A 20,806-nucleotide genomic window follows, 5' to 3' on the forward strand; every position below is an offset into this window, starting at 1 on the left:
TTCTAATTTGATTGCTGCAGAATACGTTGCACGTTTTAATTTCGTCATTTTTTCACCCAAATTTGTATGCTTATCAGCATAACATTTCTTTCTTAATGGGTGGCCAAAATTAATTTACCACTACAAATGTCTTGGCCTAAAGATGGAGGTGAGAGACCGGGTTGGTTCCCAAAATTCTGCTCCGATGTTAACCAATTTAAATGTAACTTGGATGAGTTAGTTGTTACAGAAGTAACGAAAGAACCATATGAAGCAACTACCTATCACTGGCAAGATAAGCTATATCCCCACAGATTTAATTTTAAAATAATAGATAAACAAGAGAACATTAAAATCCGACCTGACACATTTGATGTTGGCTATTCTAATGCAATTATCCTTTCTATAGGTGCAAGTGGCAAAGTGGTACCTCTTGATACTAAATTAAAAGAGCCTAAAGATAAGGTAAAAATTAAAACAGAAAAAAACACCTTAAAAGAACAAGAAGAGCCTTATAGCACTGAAGGAAAAGTTTATTACAGTTTACACAAAAAAAGAGAGCGAGATTCGTTAGCCCCTCAAGAAAAGAAACGATTAACTTTTGAAAAAACAGGCGATTTATGCTGTGAAGTATGTGACTTTTCCTTTTCTGAAGCTTATGGTGAAAGAGGTTTTATGTATGCTGAATGTCATCATAAAAACCCTTTAGCTGATTTATCCAAAGACAGTGTAGTAAACACAAGCTTAGATGACCTTGCGATTGTATGTGCAAACTGCCACAGAATGATTCATAGAAACAGACCTTGGTTAACACTTAATGCTGTTAGAGAACTATATGAAAAGCAACGAAATAGAAAAGTTGATAAACAGGCTTAGAGATTTTTCACGAGAAAGAGATTGGGAGCAATTTCACTCTCCGAAAAATTTAGTTATGGCACTTTCTAGTGAAGCTGGGGAGTTAATTGAGCATTTCCAATGGCTATCTGAAAGTGAGTCATACCTAGAGAATAATGAAGAAACTTTAACATCTGTGAAAGAAGAGCTAGCTGATGTATTCCTTTACTTAATACAAATTAGTGACAAGTTGGGGATTGATATTCTTGAATGTGCAACTAAAAAAATTGACTTAAACGCTCAAAAATACCCTGTTTCCTTGAGTAAAGGTAAAGCCACAAAATACAATAAGCTATAGTTGTTTTAACTTGCCTTATATTTGAGTCAACGCAAAAGATTAAACGGAATTCATTAATGATTGAAAAAGAATATTACCGATTAGATGAACTAGAAAAACGGTTCGATTTATCTTTTAGTGATGTGCTTTATTTAGTTGAAAACTCAAAACTCGATTTAGCTTTTAGACTCACCGATAATAAATTCATTATCGGTGGTTGGATGAAGGGTAATGGCTTTATTGGATATGCCTCTGTCAAATATAGTGGTTTTGCAAGTATCACTCAGAAGGATCAGCTAACACTCCTCTCAAAGCATAAAACTAACTGTAAATACTTTTGGTTACTGAACAAAGATAAGATAGTTAGCGCAAATTATGACTATCCTTTTGAATCAAAAACACCTAATGCCTTTTTACATACATGGCAACCAAAGCAGCCTAGCGATATTAGTTGGGACAGAATTCCTGCAAAGCTGTTCCCAAAAGAGCAAGAACACACGCTCCATTCGTTTAAAAATGCGATGACTAATACTTTTAAAGCATTAGGTGCAGAACAATCTAAACCAAACGAATATGAAAAAGAATTTGATGCCAGAATACCGAAAGTACAATTTTATTCAGAGGGAATTAATTTTGAGTTAGCCGATATTTGTATTTTACATAGAGACTTATTAAAAGCTGGTATTGGTAAAACACAAGAAATTACACAAGCCGAAGTAACTAAAGCTATTTCACCAATCACAAAAGGTATGCAAACCACTGAAACCCGTACTGATGACTTTCATGAGTTGCTAGTTAGGCTAATAAGCGCAGAGCCAGCACTTACAGCTAAACTTTATTGGCGCAACCTTGAATATGAGCTTGATGATAATAAAGACTATAGAGTATTTGATAAATATAACTTACTAACAGAAATCACTGTTAGTCATATCAAATGGAAAGACAGAAGTGGAAAACCAAGATTGCCGATTAGCTATGATGCTTTTGCTAATAGAGTGTCAAAAGTAAAAAAGAAACTATTTATCAAAAAATAGTAACTAAAAATCATCGATAAGCTCATCCAACTCATCGATAAGCTCATTTAAAAAAATCTGCATTGTAAAACACCTCCTGAAACGTTAATAACTCAGGAGGCACTTATGCCAACCACCACAAACAAACGCGCACTATCAGAAATTGAAACAGCCGAGTATATCGGTATGAGTCGCTCTTTTTTACGTCAATCACGTATGGAAGGGAACCGCACTAATAGAACTCCTGCCCCGCCATTTATTAAAATTGGCCGCACTGTTCGGTATTTAAAAGATGATTTAGATAACTGGCTAAATAACTTTTGTCGCTTGGAGCATTTAGGCCAAAACCCTAATGGGGGTGATCATGCCTAAGTTAACTAAAGAGCAAACTCGACTACTAATTTGGTTATCGTTAGAAAATACTTATTTCGAAATTTGCCGTGAGATTGGTTATTCATATCGACAAATGAACGGACTACATACCTATGTTAGTAAGCATGGGCAACCGTTTAAATTTGATACGCGTACACTTGGTAAGTTGGTTAATGAAGAACTTGTAACAAGTAAAATAATTTATAACTTTGGCGTTAAATATGAACATTACTTTTTGACCAAAAAAGGTCGTGGTTTTGTGTTTGCTTACGCTAACCCCAAATAGCCAATGAGTACTTTTAGAGAAACATTAATTGCAAAAGCGATTAATGAACAAGACGATATTTTAACGCCGTATTTAGCATTAGTTGATAGGTATGATGCGGCGTTTTTAACTAAAAAATTAGCGCCATTCTCTAATAAGATTAAAAGCACAATTTTAACTGATGCTTTTAACAAACCGAACAGCTTTGAGCGCAATCGCCATGTTTTAGATACAACAAATAAGCTTTATAAACTCTTACCAAAAAAACTCGCTCACCTATTTTTTTGCTTTGATGATGACATTAACAACATAGCGAAAGAGTGTGCAAACTATTGCCGCCAGATTGCCATTAACCCCGAAAAAGTTAACTACCTTTACTACCAAGCTAAAAACAAACAGCGAAATGATAACGAACTAGAGCGAACCGTTTCGCATGAGTTTCGTAGTAGTAAAATCACTCACAGCGAAGTCAGTAGCGAAAATTCCGCTGTGTTTCGCTCGACCAGTACCGAAATTAATAGCGAATTCGCTAATGCCAAGCAAAAAGCCCTTTTTGATTTTTTATCAAACTACGCCATTAAGTTTGGTATTTCGCCTATAGAGCCTAAAAACAACATTAAAATATCAGGCTGTATAAAACGCTATATCGATAACCGTTGGTGGCTACGAAAGTTTCGTAAACTCATTACTCAAGCAAACGAAAAAGCTGCACTGCATTTAAATTTCGTAAACAGAAAAAGAGAAATTTATGCGAGTAATATAACAACTCAAAACCGCATTACTCAGCGCCAACGAAGTGACGAATTACTTAGCTCGACTTTTATAATTAACGAGCAAGGCCAGCGCTACTCGTTAAAAGAAATATCCGACCTAAATGTATCAAACCCTAAGATACGAAAAGATGAACTACTATGTAGAGCAAGAGGTTTTGAAGACCTAGCGAAAGAGCTAGGTCATGAAGCACTTTTTATTACGGTTACATGCCCTTCTAAATACCATCGTGCTTTTTCTAAATCAGGCGCTGCTAACCCTAAGTGGGAAGGTTTTATGCCTGATGAAGCCAATAGCTATTTAAACCACCAATGGCAAAAAGCCCGTGCAGAGTTTAAACGTCAAAATATTGCGCCTTATGGCTTTCGTGTAGCAGAACCACAACATGACGGCACACCGCATTGGCATATGCTGTTTTTTATTGAGAGCGAAAAGCTAGACGCATTAAAAGCAATTATTCGCCATTACGCGCTAGAAGTTGATGGTGACGAAAAAGGCGCAGCCGAAAACCGTTGTGACTTTAAACAAATAGACCCAAATAAAGGTTCCGCCACTGGTTATATTTTAAAATACATAGCAAAAAACATTGATGGTGAAGGTGTAGGCGAAGATAAGTTCGGTAACGATTCGCTGCTTGTAGCGCAACGTATTGACGCGTGGGCATCGTGTTGGTGTATTCGCCAGTTTCAACAAATTGGCGGTGCTAGCGTGTCTGTATGGCGCGAATTAAGACGTTTACGCTCAATGTTTAAGGATAAAAAAGATAGCCTATTAGAACAAGCTCGCTTTGCTGCTGATAATAGCGATTGGAAAGGCTACATACTCGCTATGGGCGGTTTACACATAAAGCTAAAAGATAGACCTATCAGATTACATTACGATTTAAACATCGCTGAAGAAACTGGCGAGTGCTTACAAAGCTATTATGATGGTGAACTCATACTCAAAGTAAAAGGCTTGTGGTTCGCTGGTAAAGCCATAATCACAAGGCACTACTCATGGAAGGTCGAAAAAGCATAACCTAAAGCTATAACTTATTAGCTAAAGCTCCCTATTATCTAAAAAGAGCTAAAGCTATCACTTTTATAGAAAATTGCAGTTAAATACAATCTTTCAAATAGCTAAAGCTCTTAACTAAGCTTTAGGCCATATCAAACACCAGTACAAAGCCAGAAATTACCTTTAACTTATCATTTGCCAGAATGGCAAAAAGGCTCTTACTTGGAGTTCTGTAAATAACTGTACTATATGATTTAGCATAAGTGGTAGTTAACATTTTGAATTTTTCCCTAGCTATATCATGAGGAAAGCAACTCGATTCATACCCTAGTTAATATAAATTTTGTAATACGTTTATAGGTAGTAATAAGTGAAATAGTTTGTTATTAATGTATTTCACTTGTGCATTTTTGAGTTTAATGAAATGTACATTTAAATAGTTATCGAAATTATCAAGGACACCGTACTTAAGATGAACTTTATTCAAAAGGTCACAATAAATGGATTTTGGGGAGACAGAGATCTTACTTTTAATTTTAATGAGGATGTTAATTTCCTTATTGGGATAAATGGCTCTGGTAAAACTACCGCAATTAATTTAATTGTAGCAGCCTTGAAAGCTGACTTTTCAGTCCTTGATAAAATTGACTTTGATTCGATATCAATAATTTTAAAAGAATCCAACGGTAGAAAAAAACCTGAAGTCATTGTTTTAAAAAAAGAGAATAATGGTGTTCCATTTCGAGAGATTGAGTACAGAATAAAAAATAGCGCTAGCGAAAAAGCAGAAATATACTCACTAGACGAGTACGAGGAACACATAAGATTTCGTGATTTCCCGAGACATGTTTTATCTAGAGAAATGCGAAATGTTTACGGCAAAACAATTATAGATCACCTAAATAGAATCACTTCCGTCAGCTGGTTATCAGTTCACAGGGCATCTCCCAGTGAAGAGCGTGATAGAAAATCTTTCGAGTCGACCGTTGATAGAAAGCTTGATGAATTATCCAACCGACTAGTGAGGTACTTTTCAATATTAGGAAGGCAGGGTTCTGGTTTATTAGAAAAGTTTCAAGAAGCAATTTTTCTTTCTATGCTCGTAGGAAAAACCCATCAGCGAAGTTTATTTAGAAGAGATACAGAATTAAATATTGAAAGTGAGAAAGAGGCTTTAAATGCTATCTTTTCTCAGTTCAAATTAGACGAGAAAAAATATACATCAAGAGTAGATAACCACTTTACAACTTTAACTAAGGCCTCTAAAAAAGTAAGTGAAGGTGATGGTTTATCTAATATAGATGTAGCTGCAATTATATTAAATGATAGAATTGATAGTATTATTGAAGACTGGAATATACTTGTTGAAAAACGAAAAGAAATATTTAAACCAAAAGAAACCTTCTTAAGTATAGTCAACGATTTAATGCAAAGAAAAGTATTTTCTATTGATGAAAGGAACGAACTAAAAATAACAACTCAATCAGGAAAAGACTTACCATTAAAACTACTTTCATCTGGTGAAAAGCAATTATTAATTGTTTTAGGAGAAGCGCTTCTACAACAAAATGAAGCTTGTGTATACATAGCCGATGAACCTGAATTATCTTTACATGTAAAATGGCAGGAAAGCCTTGTTGATAACCTATTGAATTTAAATCCTAAAGCCCAAATTATATTTGCTACGCACTCGCCAGATGTTGTTAGTAGGTTTGGTGATAGAGTATTTGATATGGAGAAATTATTTTAATGTCATTTACCAGAACTAACTCAGGGTTGTCCAACATGGCTCTCTTTCACGGAGTTGATATAATAGTTTTTACTGAAGGTGGAGAAATTTCATACCCGTTTATCGATATATTAAAAGGTAAGTTTAATGAAACGTCTGTAGATATAAAGTTTTGGTCAGGTATATTTAATGCTTATGGCTTCGACAAAGAAGTGGAGTTCAGAGCATTAGGTTCTAAAACAGCTACAAATAAAATTTGCGAACTACTCTCTGAAGGTAAGATTAGTAATATTGCTGTTGCTAGAGACTCTGATTTAGACGACTTTATTGGCAATAAGGTTCAATGCCCTCACATTTTATATACTAAAGGGTATAGCTGGGAAAATGACGTATATCAGAAAGAGTTGGTAGAAGAACAAATCAAATCAATGCTATTTACAAATAAAATAAAAAATGAGTACGTTGAAGCTATAGAAAAGTCATATGCCGAATTTTATAAACAAGCCTTCAGATTGTTAAAATTAGAAGTACTATTTAGATCTAGCGGAATAAAGTTGATAACCGATTGTAAAGGCGAAAGGTTTATAAGCGGAAAGTCATTACCTCTTATAAATATGGCGCAAATTCAGACAGTCTTGAATAAGAAGAAGCCATCATTACCAAGACCCGTTAGCTTACAAGGTATAGCTTTGGATAAGTGTCCAATTACTTTCTCTTATGGGAAATTAAAGGAAGCTTTAGCTCTCGCTAATGTAAATTATATTATTGGAAAATTGGAGGGAGTTAAATCTTTACCGAAGGATTTGATTGTATCCTCTATGATTGATAGGTATTTCAGGAAATCCGAACAAGTTAAAGACGATTATTATTCTGAAATAATTGGTAACCTAATAGCTGCGTAATCCGGCAATTTTCTTGGGAGTTTAATCAAATAGGCTTCCTTTGATTGAGCTCCGATAGTTGTGCTTTTTAGATGAATATTAAAAAACGAAGTAATATCAGTCTTAAAAAGTTACTTAGTTCTTTAATTGGTTGATGAATGAAGTATGAAAATAAGTTTTAAAATATTTTTCATTAACAAATTAACTGTCGTGAATTTAGTTTACAGCGCTACACATGTGCTACACAGAAAGTAAAAGGATAGACACAAAAAACGTAACCCATTGATTTAATTGGTAGCCCCTGCAGGAATCGAACCTACAACTGCCCCTTAGGAGGGGGCCGTTATATCCATTTAACTAAGAGGCCACAAATAAGCTGTGTGCTTAGAGGTCTGAATTATAACGGCATCTGGTTTTTTATATCAAGCGACAACTGAACTTAATTGCTTGATAAGTATATATCTTCTTTATTTAGTACATAAATTGGGATTAGTTTTCGACTACTCGCGACGATTTTTTTTGTATGCGCATTAATTACACGTGTATTTACAACAACAGCATCATGTCGATAAATTAATGTACCCGCTAATACATGGCTCGCCATTTGCTCTTCGCTAAGCTTTTCAATATCCCGCGAGAAAGCAAAATCACCACGGCTATTTACATCTATTGTTTGGGTTGTTTTAAAATCAACCACGCCATAACCAAACTTTTGTAACTGATGAATTAATGTTTCAGAAATTTGATTACCCAATTGATTACTTTTAGTAAGCGATGAATCAAGATCGACCAAAGTAGTAACGGCAATATTAATATTGGTGTCGGTATCACTTTCAAATTCAAGCGTATCAACCAAATCAAGTGCCATTTGCTCTACATAGTTAGCAAGTGTTTTATGGTGCTGAAGTGGTGTAAATTGATTGCCGTTAGCATCGTCTTGAGTTGATTTTTGCTCGGCTGTTTTAAGCATGCTTGCTAGGTCATAATTTACTTGTGTGGTTGAAGATGCATTCATTTCAGCACTTTCATTATTTTGAGTAAAGGCACAACCAGTTAAATTAGCTAAAGCAAAAAAAACGATAAAGCGGTTTAATAATTTACTATACATAATTATCTCACTTGCTTGCTTGTTTTAACATTATGCCATCAGTGCGATAGCTACTATTAAGTGCATCAACAACCGACTGTGGAATAAACCCTTGTGCAGAACCGACTACGGCCTTACTTTCTAGCCCAACAATACGTGCATTTACAAGTACACCACCTTGATGGTTTACAAGCGTACCGGCTAGTACGTACTTAAAGTTTTGATCTTGATTTAGCTCTAAATAGTCGCGACTAAATACAAAGTCGCCTGTTGAGGTAACACGCATATAATCAGTTGTTTTAAAATCAATAACGGGTACACCAAAGCTGTGTAATTCATGCATGAAGCTTTCTGCAATTTGGTTTCCTAGTAAGCTACCATCGTTGTAGTCTTCATCTAAAAAAATAAAACTCGAAACAGCTAATGGTGTTTGTTCACTTACGTACTGTAAGTTTTCAACCATGTCTTGCATTATGCCGCGCACATAATGGTTAATATTTTTACGCATTGGCGGTGTTGCTTTTGTGTAGTTATCTTGTGGAGCCATTCCTGACTGAAATAAGTTATCGTCAGAAACAGGCGCTGCAACGTCGCGTTGGTTACTCACCAGTTGATTGCTTTGCTCACTTTGTGGTGTTGCGGTGTCTGTATTCATTGTGCCTAGTATTTGAGAGCAACCAAAGCCCAGTGGTAAGCATAATGTAATTAATAGGTTTTTCATTTTGTGCTCCAAATTAGTATTCGCTTCGGTATAAAAGTCCGTCACGCTGCTGAATTTTCTCATTGCCCCACATTACATTAATTGGGATCTCGGTACTTCCCGCAGAGAGCACCTGTTTATTTTCTATATTCACAAGCCGTGCATTAACTATGTATGCATGCTGCTGGCGAGTCACTGTTCCTGTGATAACTAAGTCAATATTTTGGCGATTACGTAATTTACTTAAATCGCGACTTAAAATACTGTCTGAGTTTTCTAATAAAGAGAGGTTATTCCCAAGTCTGTACTCAACGGTGTGATAACCTAGTTGAGTAAATTGCGTAAGCAGACTTTCTTGGATCTGCTGACTTAAGCCTGAGGCCTGCCCTGTCACTAATTTTGTATCTAGTGCATCTGCATAAAAGAAGCTACTAACGCCAACACGTGCATTAGCATTTAACGCTCCATTTAGGTGGTTAAGTTGCGACGTTAAATTAACTACATAGTCATTAACCGTAAAAGGAGCCATGGCCGCTTTAGGTGCATTTGTAGGCACACTTGGTTCTGGTGGTGGCACCAAGTTACAAGCAGCTAAATTTAAAAATAATAAAGGCAGTAAAAGGCGCATAATTGCCATCCTCTTCAAAACATACTGAGGATAAAGCAATTTGTATGCCTATATCGTACTTCTGTAAGGTTGTTGAACATAATAGCTAACAAAACATGTTACTTGTTGCTTTATAAGGGCTAAACAATCACTTTTTGCGTCCGCTGAATTACTATAAGCACCTAACTTCAATCGATAAAAAGTTGTGTTATTAACACTTACGGTTTCTACATTTATCTCAGTGGGTGAGATAATATTTTGTGGTATTTTTTCTTGGAATTCGCTGAGCTTCTTATGCAATGCATTTTTATTTTTAAAAGCGGCAATTTGTAAAGCAAACAATGCCGAGTGGGTTTTTAATATACTTTCGTTATTGACTTCATCATTTACAAGACTATTTAGAGAATCAGAATCATTCAGTTGTTTTAGATTAGTAGCAAGCTGCGTTAATTTATTTTCTAACTTGAGTAGCTCCTCTACTTTTGGTTGAGAGCTTTCCCATTGTGCCGCAGAGATTTTGAGCTGCTCTAAATCAGACTTTTCAATAAGAATCGGTTGCGGGGTTGCTTGAGTCATTTTAACTTGTTGAGATGAGTTACATGCAGATAAAACAAGTACACCCATTAGCATCATGCATTCTAAACTCCATTTTAATAACATTTAACTTCCCTAAAATGACGTTGTTTAGGGGGTTATTTATCCCCTAAACGTATTTAATTATGAAGGGTGTATTTTATGGATAAACAATTTTTAAGCAAGTTTCTTAACTACAGCCTTACTGGCTTATCGGTGTAGTTACTTACTATGCAATCGAGTTTATACAGCTTGAATACGTCACAGTCTGCTTTTGCATTTTTAAAGTTTTGGTAAGAGCCAAGTTTTAGCCTGTAAAACATTTTGTCGTTTATTTTGGCGGTTTCTACGTTAGTCAATATTTTGTCTCTAAATAACGGTGCTGCTTTAGTATTTAGCTCTTGCCATGCTTTAGCCACACCTTGCTCTGAGTCAACCGAAGCTACCTGTAAAGCAAATACATGTTTTGGTTTATTTAATTTTACAGCTTGTTTTTTATTACTGTAGTTTTGTTTAACTTGTTGGCGTGACTTAACATTGCGTGTGTTTCGTGGTGAACGTACAGACTTGCTGCTATACCCTTGATTAGACTGCGCAATTGCTTTGCTGTTTATAATATCAATATGATTTACGAGATAAGTTATTTCTTTTTCTAACCTTAAAATTCGCTCTATGCCTTCACGAGCTTGTTGCCACTGCATTGCAGCATCTTTTAGCTGAGCAAGCTCCAAGGCTGTAATTGATACGTAGTCAGGCGAGTTACTTTGAGGCTGTTCATCAATAGTTTTTATTTCAGGCGTAACGCTGCATGCTGTGCCAAATAAAAGCATTAGCAAGCTAAGTAAAAGCCCAATGTTATTTTTTTTATATATAAACATGTATTTGCTGTCCTGAAAGCAGTGTTCTTACACTACATTTCAGTTAAACATTCTCACAAGAAAGCGTTTAACTTTATTTAAGCTGTAAGCTATAAAACTTAGCTCTTCGCATGCTTGTCAGTGTTTTGTAAAACACAACGTTGCATACTCCCACCCTTCCTTGAGAGCATTATTTAATACAAATTCAATGCCAGTTAACACAAACTTTACAACATAAATAACAATATGTCTGTAATGACCTAAAAATTTTATTTTTAGAGAGGCTCCTTTCCTATTTTATTCTAGGGCCTGTTGACCTTTCAGGATTAAAACTTGTTCAATCTAGGGGCTATTTAATCGCGGCGCGAAGTTTGTAACCTAGTGGGCTCGATAACTGCTCCTGCGTTATTCTACTGACTTACATCCCTGTAAGAATAAGTAAAAACCGAGTAAAGCTTCCGCGTCCTGCTCACGCCCCTTACCTACATCCATGTAGGCAACAAAGAGTAAATTGCCCCGAGGCAGAACCCTTCGGGCAGCGCATGTTTGGCATCTATACTACGTTATCACCTATTTATGGGGAATAACCACACTACATAGGCTCTGCCTTGCCTAAATACCAAACAGCCTGCTGCAAATTTAGCCTCGAAAGATAAACAGGCCTGATAAAACTCATAAAAAAGGCGCCGATATAGGCGCCTTTCATGATTTACATTAACTGTTAAATCAGTTTTTTAATAAATGACTTTAATTCATCAGCAAATTCATCGCGACGAAGTGCAAATTCAATAGTCGCTTTTAAATAACCAATTTTACTTCCACAATCGTGGCTACGGCCTTTTATAGCGTATGCATCTACTTTTTCGTGTTCCATTAACATCGCAATTGCGTCAGTTAATTGAATTTCATTGCCTGCTCCTTGCGGAGTTTTTGCAAGTAACGGCCATATGTTTTCGCTTAATACGTATCGACCCACTACAGCTAAGTTAGATGGCGCTTCGTCTACTGGCGGTTTTTCTACCATGTTAAAAATTGGCGAGCTTTCACCTTGTTTTAAGTCAACATCGCCTAAATCAACCACACCAAACTTATCTACTTCATCCATTGGTACTGGCTCAACCATTATTTGGCTATGCTTGTTTTGCTCAAAATTAGCGATCATTTCTGCTAAGTTATCTTTTTTAAGATCGCTCTCTACATCATCAATAATTACATCAGGTAGAATAACTACAAACGGTTCGTTACCAATAATAGGCGCAGCACAACTAATAGCATGGCCTAAGCCTTTTGCTTCACCTTGGCGTACGTGAATAATGGTTACGTCTTTAGGGCAGATTGCTTGCACTTCGGCAAGTAGTTGCCGCTTTACACGCTTTTCTAAAGTAGCTTCTAGTTCAAAGCTCGTATCGAAGTGATTTTCGATTGAATTTTTACTTGAGTGCGTTACTAACACTATTTCTTTAATGCCTGCAGCAACGGCTTCGTTTACTACATATTGAATTAAAGGACGGTCTACCACTGGCAGCATTTCTTTAGGAATTGCTTTAGTGGCTGGTAACATACGAGTACCAAGGCCTGCTACTGGGATGACTGCTTTCATTTTATGTTTTCCTTAATCTTTTATTATACTGAAAATGGATATTGAATCGCTTCGTGGCATTGATAGCCTGTTACTTCAAAGTCGTCTCGTGTTACCCACGTTTCTATGTCTTCTAATGATTTAATTTTTGGATTAATTTTTAACTGAGGTGATGCAAATGGCTCACGCGTTAACTGCACATCACGCATCAGCTCAAGTTGGTTTTCGTAAATATGTGCATTAGCAATTTTATGATACGCCTTACCCGCTTTGTGGCCGGTAATTTGAGCCACTAGCGCAAGCAACACAAAACACTGAATTTGATTAAAATTAAGGCCAAGTGGCACATCACAGCTTCGCTGGTATGACGTTAAATATAGCGTATCACCAAGTAAGGAGAAAGTGTGTGTATGCATACACGGGCGCAGGCAACCAAGCTCAAACTCACCTGGATTATAAAACGTGATTATTTCACCACGGTCATCAATGCCATTTTTTAAGTTATTAATAACTTTGGAAAGCTGATCAAGCGTTGAGCCATCTGGTCGTTGCCAACCACGACCTTGTACGCCGTAAACACGCCCCATGTCATCCTCACCTTTACGGTTAGGATTATTAAGCCATGCATTGTTATCGTTTGCGTTAGCATCCCACGTTTTACAGCCAATTTCACGAAATTGCGCAGCGCTGTCGTACCCGCGTAAATAGCCTAGCAATTCAGCAATCGCTGCTTTGTAGTAACTTTTGCGTGTAGTGATCATCGGAAACTGATTATTAGCCACATCGTATTCTAAATCAGCATTGATAACGGTTAAACAACGCGTACCTGTACGTTTATTTTCGACCCACTGCCCTTCGTCAACAATACGCTGACATAATTCTAAATATTGTTTCATGCGTTACTTCTTATTATGCTTTAGCTGTGGTTATTTGTTTAGGTTGTTTATATGCCCAAATTAATAAGCCTAAACCACCTACAATCATAGGTAACGAAAGTATTTGTCCCATTGATATAAAGTCGGCAAATAAACCTAATTGTGCATCGGGTTGGCGGAAATATTCAATACAGAATCTAAACACGCCATAACCTAATAAAAATACACCGGCTACGCTGCCTGCTGGACGTGGTTTTTTAATAAACCATTGCAGGATTAAAAACAGCACTAAGCCTTCAAAAAATGCTTCGTATAATTGCGATGGGTGACGCGCAAGCGGACCGCCCGTTGGAAATACCATTGCCCATGGCACGTCGGTAACACGCCCCCATAATTCACCGTTTATAAAGTTACCAATACGTCCAGCTAAAAGCCCTACAGGAACCAGTGGTGCAACAAAGTCGCCCACTTGAAGAAGCGACTTTTTACGCGTCCACGAAAAAATTGCGACGGCAGTTATAACGCCAAGTGTTCCACCATGAAACGACATACCGCCCTGGTCTATTCTAAATAAATACAGTGGGTTTTCTATAAAGTAACTAAACTGGTAAAACAATACGTAGCCAATACGCCCACCTAGTATTACCCCTAACATGCCGTAAAACAGTAAATCGCTTACTTGCTCTTTAGTCCAACCCGAATTTGGCTTTGATGCTTGACGATTTGCAAACCACATCGCAAATGCAAAACCTATTAAATACATCAAGCCATACCAACGTACGCTTAGCGGTCCAACAGAAAAAATAATTGGATCAATTTGAGGAAACTCAAGTGCCATAAAAAATAAACCTTTAGCTAAAAACCATTTTAATTGCGATAACTACAAGCAGCACCGCGAAAACTTTCTTAATTGTATTAACAGGTAAATAGTGAGTTGCTTTGGCGCCAATAGGCGCAACAAACCACGAGGTAATAACAATTCCAAATAATGCAGGTAAATAAACAAACCCAGCAAAACCATGCTCTAAATCGGTAACATGCCAGCCTGCGCTGATGTAACCAATAGAGCCAAATAATGCTATAACAATTCCGCACGCGGCTGCGCAGCCAATTGCTTTTTTTATATCAACCGAAAAATAATTAAGCATAGGTACTATTAAAGCACCACCACCAATACCAATTAAACCTGATAATCCGCCCATTATCGCAGAAAATCCACCTAAAATAGGACCTGCTGGTAACGGTTTATCTGACATCGGTTTATTACGCGCGGATAGCACCATTCTTGCTGCAATAAATACAACACTTATAGCAAACACTGTACGCAATATTTGTTCAGGGATTAAACTTGCTGCAAAGCCACTAATAAGTGCACCTAAAGCCACACCCGACATAACCCATGGGGCAATATCCCAAGGCACGTTATCATTTTTATGATGAGCCAGCGCTGAAGACGTTGAAGTAAATAAAATAGAAGCGAGTGAGGTTGCAATAGCAATTACTAATACATGATCAGCCGACGTTACATTAAATGACAGTAGCAGAGTGCTTAGAACTGGAACGATAATTAAACCGCCACCAATGCCTAGTAACCCAGCTAAAAACCCAACAATACAGCCTAGTAGTGCGCAGCTTGCGACTAACAAACCTAAGTCATACATAGTAATCTCAAATACCCTTTTAAGGTTTATATATTAAAGGATTATAAAACTAATAGCATCTGTGTATTGCAATTAATTAGGCGTATAAGCTTATTTGGGAGTGTAAAACAAATCACCTAATTTATGCTCTAGCATAAAGCTTCGCGTTAAACGTAGTACTTGTTTGGCTGTGGATTGCGCTAAGCATTCACTTAATAGTTGTTCCATGTCACTGACATTTAAACGCCTAAGTACCCATTTAACTTTATTAAGCGATGATAAATTCATACTAAGGCGCCTGTAACCCATGGCAATAAGCAAAATAGCCCCTTCAGGATCGCCGCCTAGTTCACCACACAAACTAAACGGCAGTTCATATTGCTCACATTCACGCGCTACTTTATTTAGTACCCTGAGTACGCCCGGGTGATAAGGGTTAAAAAGTTCGGCAACTCGTGCATTAGCCCTGTCTACTGCTAATAAATACTGTGTTAAATCGTTACTACCTACTGAGCAAAAATCGACTTTTTTTGACCACTCTGGAAGCATAAATACACTTGAAGGTACCTCTAGCATTATCCCTATGTCGGGTCTTTCTATGGTTTGCTCTGGGTATTTTTCACTTAACTCAAAATAAGCCTGTTCAAATAATGCAAGTGACTCATCAACTTCTTCAGTGCCGCTGATCATAGGGAGCATTATTTTTAGATTGCCTAAACCAATATTGGCTTTAAGCATCGCTTTTAGTTGATCTAAAAATAACTCTGGGTGATCAAGGCTAATACGAATGCCACGCCAACCTAAAAATGGGTTTTCTTCGGTAATGTTAAAGTAATCGAGTACCTTATCGCCCCCAATATCCAATGTACGCATAACCACAGGATTAGGATGATAGCTAGTTAGTACTTCTCGGTACCAATTTTCTTGCTCTGATTGCGAAGGAAACTGACCCTTTTGCATAAACCACGCTTCGGTACGGTAAAGCCCCACACCGTCACAAATATGCGCGCTACTTTGCTCGGTATTAAGCTCAAGGCCTGCGTTTAATAATAAGCTAACATGCTCACCGTCAAGCGTAATTGATTCAGAGTCTTGCTCTGCTAAAAAGCGGTTATTAAGTAGGTTATCTTGATGCTGTAACTCTGTGTATTCATCCATCAACATTTGCGAAGGCGATATATATAAACGCCCAGCAAATGCATCTAAAATCATCGGTTTGCCATTAAACTGCAGTAGAGGTAAATCTTCTATACCCCAAATGGCAGGGATCCCCATCGCACGCGTTAATATAGAAGCATGGCTATTTGCAGAGCCATTTACGCTTACAACGCCTGTTAAGTGACCTTTTGGCACCTCAGCTAGCATGGCGGGTGTTAAGGTATTAGCAATTAAAATAGTGTTGGCCGGATAATTTTTAACAGCGTGCTCGGTATTTACAAGATGGTGTAATACGCGAAGACCAATGTCCTTAACGTCAACAGCACGCTCTTTTATATAAGGGTCTTGCATGGCATTAAATTGAGATATTAAACGCTCTATTACAATTTTTAGGGCGCTTTTAGCACACCAGCCTTCTTGTAATTGCATTTCAACATTATGCCCTAAACTTTTAGCGTCAAGCAGTTGTTGATACACATCAAATACCGCAAGAGCTTCGTGCGGAATAGAATCGCTTAGCGTCATAGATAGGGTATTAAATTCTTTGCGCGTTGCAGCTACAGCTTGTGTAAACAAACGGCGCTGCTCAGTAACGTCACTGTCTTTTAAAAGCTCAATAGATTTAAAATCGAGTTTTGGTAATACAACAAATGCTTGCCCTATACCTATTCCAGGCGCGCTCGATACGCCTTTTAAAACAGACGTTTGATGAGATGACTCATCTTGGCGGAGTATTTCTTTAATTTCAGCATGCGCTAACTGTGAAGCAAGCTGGGCAGAAAGCGTTATTAAAAACGACTCTTCGTCTTGGCTAAATACACGTGCCATTTTTTGTTGAACTACAATAACACCCAGTACTTTTTTTTGATGAACAACGGGTACAGATAAAAAAGCGTTGTAGCCTTCTTCGTTTACTTCGGGGGAGAGCTTAAAACGAGGATGCGATTTAGCAAATGCAATATTAATAGGTTCTTCGCGTTGCGCTACTAGGCCAACTAAACCTTCGGTAAAACCAATTCTAAACTTACCTACCGCATCGGGGTTTAGCCCTTCGGTTGCCATAAGTACAAAATTGTCTTGGCTGTAATCTGCAAAATAAATGGAGCAGCACTGGGTTTTCATGGCATCTTTAACCATTTGCACAAAGCACACTAATGCGCTGTCTAAATTCGCTTGTCGCGATACAGACTCCGCAATAGATCTCAGTGTAGCCAGCATACCCTGCTCCTTTATAGTATCGAGAAATTACTACCTTTTACTTCGCCAATGATCTTTATGTTGTTCTCTCTTATTAAAAGGCATGGCGAAAGGAGCAAACTCTTTCATTACTCGTCGATAAACATCCCGTTTAAACGATACAACCTGTCGTACAGGATACCAATAACTTACCCAGCGCCAATCATCAAACTCTGGATGATGGGTTTTAAGTAAATTTACATCTTCGTCTTTACAGCGTAATTTTAGTAAAAACCATTTTTGTTTTTGCCCAATACACACCGGACTAGAGTCTCGGCGGATTAATCGTTTGGGTAATTTATAGCGTAACCAATGTTTTGAGCTTGCGACTATTTCTACATCTTCTGGTCGCAACCCTACTTCTTCGTGTAATTCACGGTACATGGTTTGTTCTGCAGTTTCGCCATCATCAACACCACCTTGGGGAAATTGCCAAGAGTGTTGACCATAACGTCTGGCCCAAAAAACCTGTCCCTGATTATTGCAAATCACAATTCCGACATTGGCACGAAAACCTTCGGCATCAATCACCTTAGTGCCTCATTTGTAAGTCGATTTTTAATGATTGTTCCACATTAGCCGCAATACGGCAAATACTATTATACCCAAGCCAATTAGTGAGCTAAGTTTGAGCTTTTAGTATGTTGATAAATTAATAGAGAATAGGTAAATATTTAGAAAATAACTCAGCAAAGCTATTGCGGTTCTTGTTTTCCTCTAGTTACTCACAGTTTGTGCATAACTTTTGTAAAACACGCTCATTTTGCAAACAAATCCACAATATTAGATCTTAAAACTTAGCTTCTCCACAGATTCTGTGGATAAACATGTTCATATAGTTGTATTTATCCTTACAACTTTTAAATGGCTTAATCAAAACTGAACGTGAACATTTAAAAAAACCTGAAGAGTCAGTAACTTAAAGTAAAGTAGCTTAATTTCAATATGTGCAAAATTAACACAAACAACAAGCGAGCAAAAAACGTACAACCCTAAAGATATCCACGGCTTAGCCTATTTGCTATCATGGCTATGGTATTTATACAACCGAAATTAAGAATATGCGACCTACAAAACCACACTCAATAAACGACTTAATGCAGCGCGTTAACAGTATTGCCGGATTAACGCTAGGACAACTTGCAAACCACTACCATTTTAAAACACCTGATGACTTACTACGTGAAAAAGGCTGGACTGGGCAACTCATTGAATACGTACTAGGCGCTACTGCAGGCTCAAAACCCCTCCCCGATTTTGAAGATTTAGGAATTGAGCTAAAAACACTGCCTATTTCTTATAAAGGTAGGCCACTGGAAACTACGTTTGTATCGGTTACACCTTTAATGAACGTAACGGGAATGACGTGGCATACCAGCTCTGTGCGTAAAAAACTAAATCATGTTTTATGGCTGCCAATTTTAAGCGAACGTGATATTGCGCCGTTTGACAGAACTATCGGCAGCGGCTTTTTGTGGCAGCCTTCACCTGAACAAGACGCTTTGTTACAACGCGACTGGGAAGAGCAAATGGAGCTAATTGCGCTAGGTAGAGTCGACGAAATATCAGGCCATTTAGGCGATGCTATGCAAATACGCCCCAAAGCTGCTCATAGTAAAATAGTCACTGATGCTATTGGCCCAAATGGGCAAATAATTAAAACCCTACCCCGTGGTTTTTATTTAAAAACCAGTTTTACAGGTTATATTTTAAAGCAGCAGTTTCAGCTATGAGTGCGTAAGAAGTTAAAGCATGAGTAAAGCGTTATACTTTTGTGCTCCACTCTTTAGTGCTGCGTACATCAACAAGCTTAAAGCATACAATTTATTTTCATCTCTTTGGAAAAAGTATCAGGCATAAAAAATCCCCGCATAGGCGAGGATTTTATCATCTAAAATTAAAAGTTATATTCTATGTAAAATAGAATTACTGACCTTTAACTTCTTTAAGACCGTTGTACGGTGCTTTATCACCTAATTGCTCTTCAATACGTAGCAATTGGTTGTACTTTGCAACACGGTCAGAACGGCTCAGTGAACCTGTTTTGATTTGACCTGCAGCAGTACCCACTGCTAAATCAGCAATTGTTGAATCTTCAGTTTCACCAGAACGGTGAGAAATAACAACAGTAAAACCAGCATCTTTAGCCATTTTGATTGCAGCTAAAGTTTCAGTTAAAGAACCGATTTGGTTAAACTTAATTAAGATTGAGTTAGCAATACCGTTGTCGATACCACGTTTTAAAATCTTCGTGTTAGTTACAAATAAATCATCACCTACTAATTGGATTTTATCACCCATTAGTTTAGTTTGGTGTGCAAAGCCATCCCAATCAGACTCATCAAGACCATCTTCAATAGAAACGATTGGGTACTGATTAGTAAGATCTTGTAAGAAGAAGTTAAATTCTTCAGAAGTGAATTTTTTACCTTCACCTTTAAGATCGTAGATGTTTGCTTCTTTGTCGTAAAACTCAGATGCAGCACAATCCATCGCTAAAGTAATATCTTTACCTAGCTCGTAACCTGCGTTTGCAACAGCTACTTTGATTGCAGCAAGAGCCGCTTCGTTAGATGCAAGGTTAGGTGCAAAACCACCTTCATCGCCAACCGCTGTTGAATGACCATCAGCTTTAAGCACTTTAGCAAGGCTGTGGAATACTTCAGCGCCCATACGTAGGCCTTCGCGGAAGTTTTTAGCGCCAACAGGTTGGATCATGAATTCTTGAATATCTACAGAGTTATCTGCGTGCTCACCACCATTGATGATGTTCATCATTGGAAGTGGCATAGAGTAAACACCTGGTGTGCCATTTAAGTCAGCAATATGTTCATAAAGCTCAACTTTTTTAGACTGTGCAGCTGCTTTCGCAGTTGCTAGTGATACAGCTAAGATTGCGTTTGCACCTAATTTTTCTTTATTTTCGGTACCATCTAAATCTAGCATCACTTTATCAACAGCGTTTTGATCTAATGCATTTTGACCAGCTAAAGCATCAGCAATTTCTTTATTAATATAACCAACTGCTTTTAATACGCCTTTACCTAAGTAACGTGATTTATCACCGTCGCGTAACTCTAATGCTTCACGAGTACCAGTAGATGCGCCTGAAGGTGCTGCTGCACGACCCCAAGAACCATCTGCTAAATGTACGTCTGCTTCAACAGTTGGGTTACCACGCGAGTCCATAATTTCGCGACCGATTACTTTTACGATTTCTGACATCTTGATTCCTCTATATTCCCAAAATGGTGAGTTCAACTAACTTTACTACGTTTTATATAGCTTAGTCAGCCCTTAAAACAAAAAAGCCG

Annotated in this window: 21 protein-coding genes and 1 tRNA gene; 9 read left to right on the forward strand and 13 right to left on the reverse strand. The window is 37.6% G+C overall.

What is annotated here, in order from left to right:
- Positions 1-207 precede the first annotated feature (207 nt).
- The 8 genes from H5117_RS08190 to H5117_RS08225 all read left to right on the forward strand — a co-directional run bounded on the left by H5117_RS08190 (position 208) and on the right by H5117_RS08225 (position 7,201).
- Positions 208-855, forward strand: coding sequence for an HNH endonuclease (locus H5117_RS08190; protein ID WP_182737126.1), 648 nt, complete (start codon positions 208-210; stop codon positions 853-855).
- On the forward strand, positions 815-1,171 hold the full coding sequence (locus H5117_RS08195; protein WP_182737130.1) for a nucleotide pyrophosphohydrolase: 357 nt from the start codon (positions 815-817) through the stop codon (positions 1,169-1,171). Before H5117_RS08190 ends, H5117_RS08195 begins: the two co-directional genes overlap by 41 nt.
- 56 nt (positions 1,172-1,227) lie before the next feature.
- Entirely contained in the window at positions 1,228-2,184 is a 957-nt protein-coding gene (locus H5117_RS08200) for a hypothetical protein (protein ID WP_182737133.1), read from the forward strand.
- Between the two features lie 105 nt (positions 2,185-2,289).
- Positions 2,290-2,535, forward strand: a complete 246-nt coding sequence (locus tag H5117_RS08205) for an AlpA family transcriptional regulator (protein WP_008170945.1) — start codon at positions 2,290-2,292, stop codon at positions 2,533-2,535.
- Complete coding sequence (locus tag H5117_RS08210) at positions 2,528-2,821, forward strand: hypothetical protein (protein WP_182737135.1); 294 nt, start codon at positions 2,528-2,530, stop codon at positions 2,819-2,821. The genes H5117_RS08205 and H5117_RS08210 overlap by 8 nt, the downstream gene beginning before the upstream one ends.
- A gap of 3 nt (positions 2,822-2,824) precedes the next feature.
- Positions 2,825-4,591 carry a replication endonuclease gene (locus tag H5117_RS08215; RefSeq protein WP_182737137.1) on the forward strand — a complete coding sequence of 589 codons (1,767 nt, stop codon included), beginning with the start codon at positions 2,825-2,827 and terminating at the stop codon, positions 4,589-4,591.
- Between the two features lie 451 nt (positions 4,592-5,042).
- Positions 5,043-6,320, forward strand: a complete 1,278-nt coding sequence (locus H5117_RS08220) for an AAA family ATPase (RefSeq protein ID WP_182737139.1) — start codon at positions 5,043-5,045, stop codon at positions 6,318-6,320.
- A 35-nt stretch (positions 6,321-6,355) separates the two neighbouring features.
- Positions 6,356-7,201, forward strand: coding sequence for a DUF4435 domain-containing protein (locus tag H5117_RS08225; RefSeq protein ID WP_182737142.1), 846 nt, complete (start codon positions 6,356-6,358; stop codon positions 7,199-7,201).
- A 271-nt stretch (positions 7,202-7,472) separates the two neighbouring features.
- On the opposite strand, the gene H5117_RS08230 is transcribed toward H5117_RS08225, so the two are convergent.
- The 12 genes from H5117_RS08230 to rppH all read right to left on the reverse strand — a co-directional run bounded on the left by H5117_RS08230 (position 7,473) and on the right by rppH (position 18,023).
- Positions 7,473-7,547, reverse strand: a tRNA-Arg gene (locus H5117_RS08230).
- A gap of 72 nt (positions 7,548-7,619) precedes the next feature.
- The gene (locus H5117_RS08235; protein WP_182693886.1) at positions 7,620-8,288 is read right to left on the reverse strand and encodes a FlgO family outer membrane protein; all 669 of its coding nucleotides are present in this window, start codon (positions 8,286-8,288) and stop codon (positions 7,620-7,622) included.
- A gap of 7 nt (positions 8,289-8,295) precedes the next feature.
- On the reverse strand, positions 8,296-8,988 hold the full coding sequence (locus H5117_RS08240) for a FlgO family outer membrane protein (protein WP_024589981.1): 693 nt from the start codon (positions 8,986-8,988) through the stop codon (positions 8,296-8,298).
- Between the two features lie 13 nt (positions 8,989-9,001).
- Positions 9,002-9,595, reverse strand: coding sequence for a FlgO family outer membrane protein (locus tag H5117_RS08245; protein WP_182716107.1), 594 nt, complete (start codon positions 9,593-9,595; stop codon positions 9,002-9,004).
- A gap of 48 nt (positions 9,596-9,643) precedes the next feature.
- Positions 9,644-10,234 (reverse strand): SPOR domain-containing protein, encoded by a 591-nt coding sequence (locus H5117_RS08250; protein WP_138488674.1) that lies wholly within the window; start codon positions 10,232-10,234, stop codon positions 9,644-9,646.
- A 107-nt stretch (positions 10,235-10,341) separates the two neighbouring features.
- Positions 10,342-11,025: an SPOR domain-containing protein gene (locus tag H5117_RS08255; protein WP_024594911.1), complete on the reverse strand. Its 684-nt coding sequence runs from the start codon at positions 11,023-11,025 to the stop codon at positions 10,342-10,344.
- 700 nt (positions 11,026-11,725) lie between these two features.
- Positions 11,726-12,604, reverse strand: a complete 879-nt coding sequence (galU, locus tag H5117_RS08260) for a UTP--glucose-1-phosphate uridylyltransferase GalU (RefSeq protein WP_002958699.1) — start codon at positions 12,602-12,604, stop codon at positions 11,726-11,728.
- Positions 12,605-12,627: 23 nt separating this feature from the next.
- Entirely contained in the window at positions 12,628-13,479 is an 852-nt protein-coding gene (locus tag H5117_RS08265; RefSeq protein WP_024594909.1) for a thymidylate synthase, read from the reverse strand.
- A 13-nt stretch (positions 13,480-13,492) separates the two neighbouring features.
- Positions 13,493-14,296 (reverse strand): prolipoprotein diacylglyceryl transferase, encoded by an 804-nt coding sequence (lgt, locus tag H5117_RS08270; RefSeq protein WP_002958701.1) that lies wholly within the window; start codon positions 14,294-14,296, stop codon positions 13,493-13,495.
- A gap of 13 nt (positions 14,297-14,309) precedes the next feature.
- Positions 14,310-15,119 carry a sulfite exporter TauE/SafE family protein gene (locus H5117_RS08275; RefSeq protein WP_002958702.1) on the reverse strand — a complete coding sequence of 270 codons (810 nt, stop codon included), beginning with the start codon at positions 15,117-15,119 and terminating at the stop codon, positions 14,310-14,312.
- Positions 15,120-15,209: 90 nt separating this feature from the next.
- The gene (gene ptsP / locus H5117_RS08280; protein WP_002958703.1) at positions 15,210-17,474 is read right to left on the reverse strand and encodes a phosphoenolpyruvate--protein phosphotransferase; all 2,265 of its coding nucleotides are present in this window, start codon (positions 17,472-17,474) and stop codon (positions 15,210-15,212) included.
- 30 nt (positions 17,475-17,504) lie between these two features.
- Entirely contained in the window at positions 17,505-18,023 is a 519-nt protein-coding gene (gene rppH, locus H5117_RS08285; protein ID WP_002958704.1) for an RNA pyrophosphohydrolase, read from the reverse strand.
- Between the two features lie 530 nt (positions 18,024-18,553).
- Here rppH and mutH point away from each other — a divergent pair.
- Positions 18,554-19,225: a DNA mismatch repair endonuclease MutH gene (gene mutH, locus H5117_RS08290; protein ID WP_182737146.1), complete on the forward strand. Its 672-nt coding sequence runs from the start codon at positions 18,554-18,556 to the stop codon at positions 19,223-19,225.
- Positions 19,226-19,418: 193 nt separating this feature from the next.
- Here mutH and eno read toward each other — a convergent pair whose 3' ends face one another.
- Positions 19,419-20,717 carry a phosphopyruvate hydratase gene (eno, locus tag H5117_RS08295; RefSeq protein WP_002958706.1) on the reverse strand — a complete coding sequence of 433 codons (1,299 nt, stop codon included), beginning with the start codon at positions 20,715-20,717 and terminating at the stop codon, positions 19,419-19,421.
- Positions 20,718-20,806 lie beyond the last annotated feature (89 nt).

The sequence above is a fragment of the Pseudoalteromonas sp. SG45-1 genome (assembly GCF_014164135.1).
GTDB lineage: Bacteria > Pseudomonadota > Gammaproteobacteria > Enterobacterales > Alteromonadaceae > Pseudoalteromonas > Pseudoalteromonas distincta.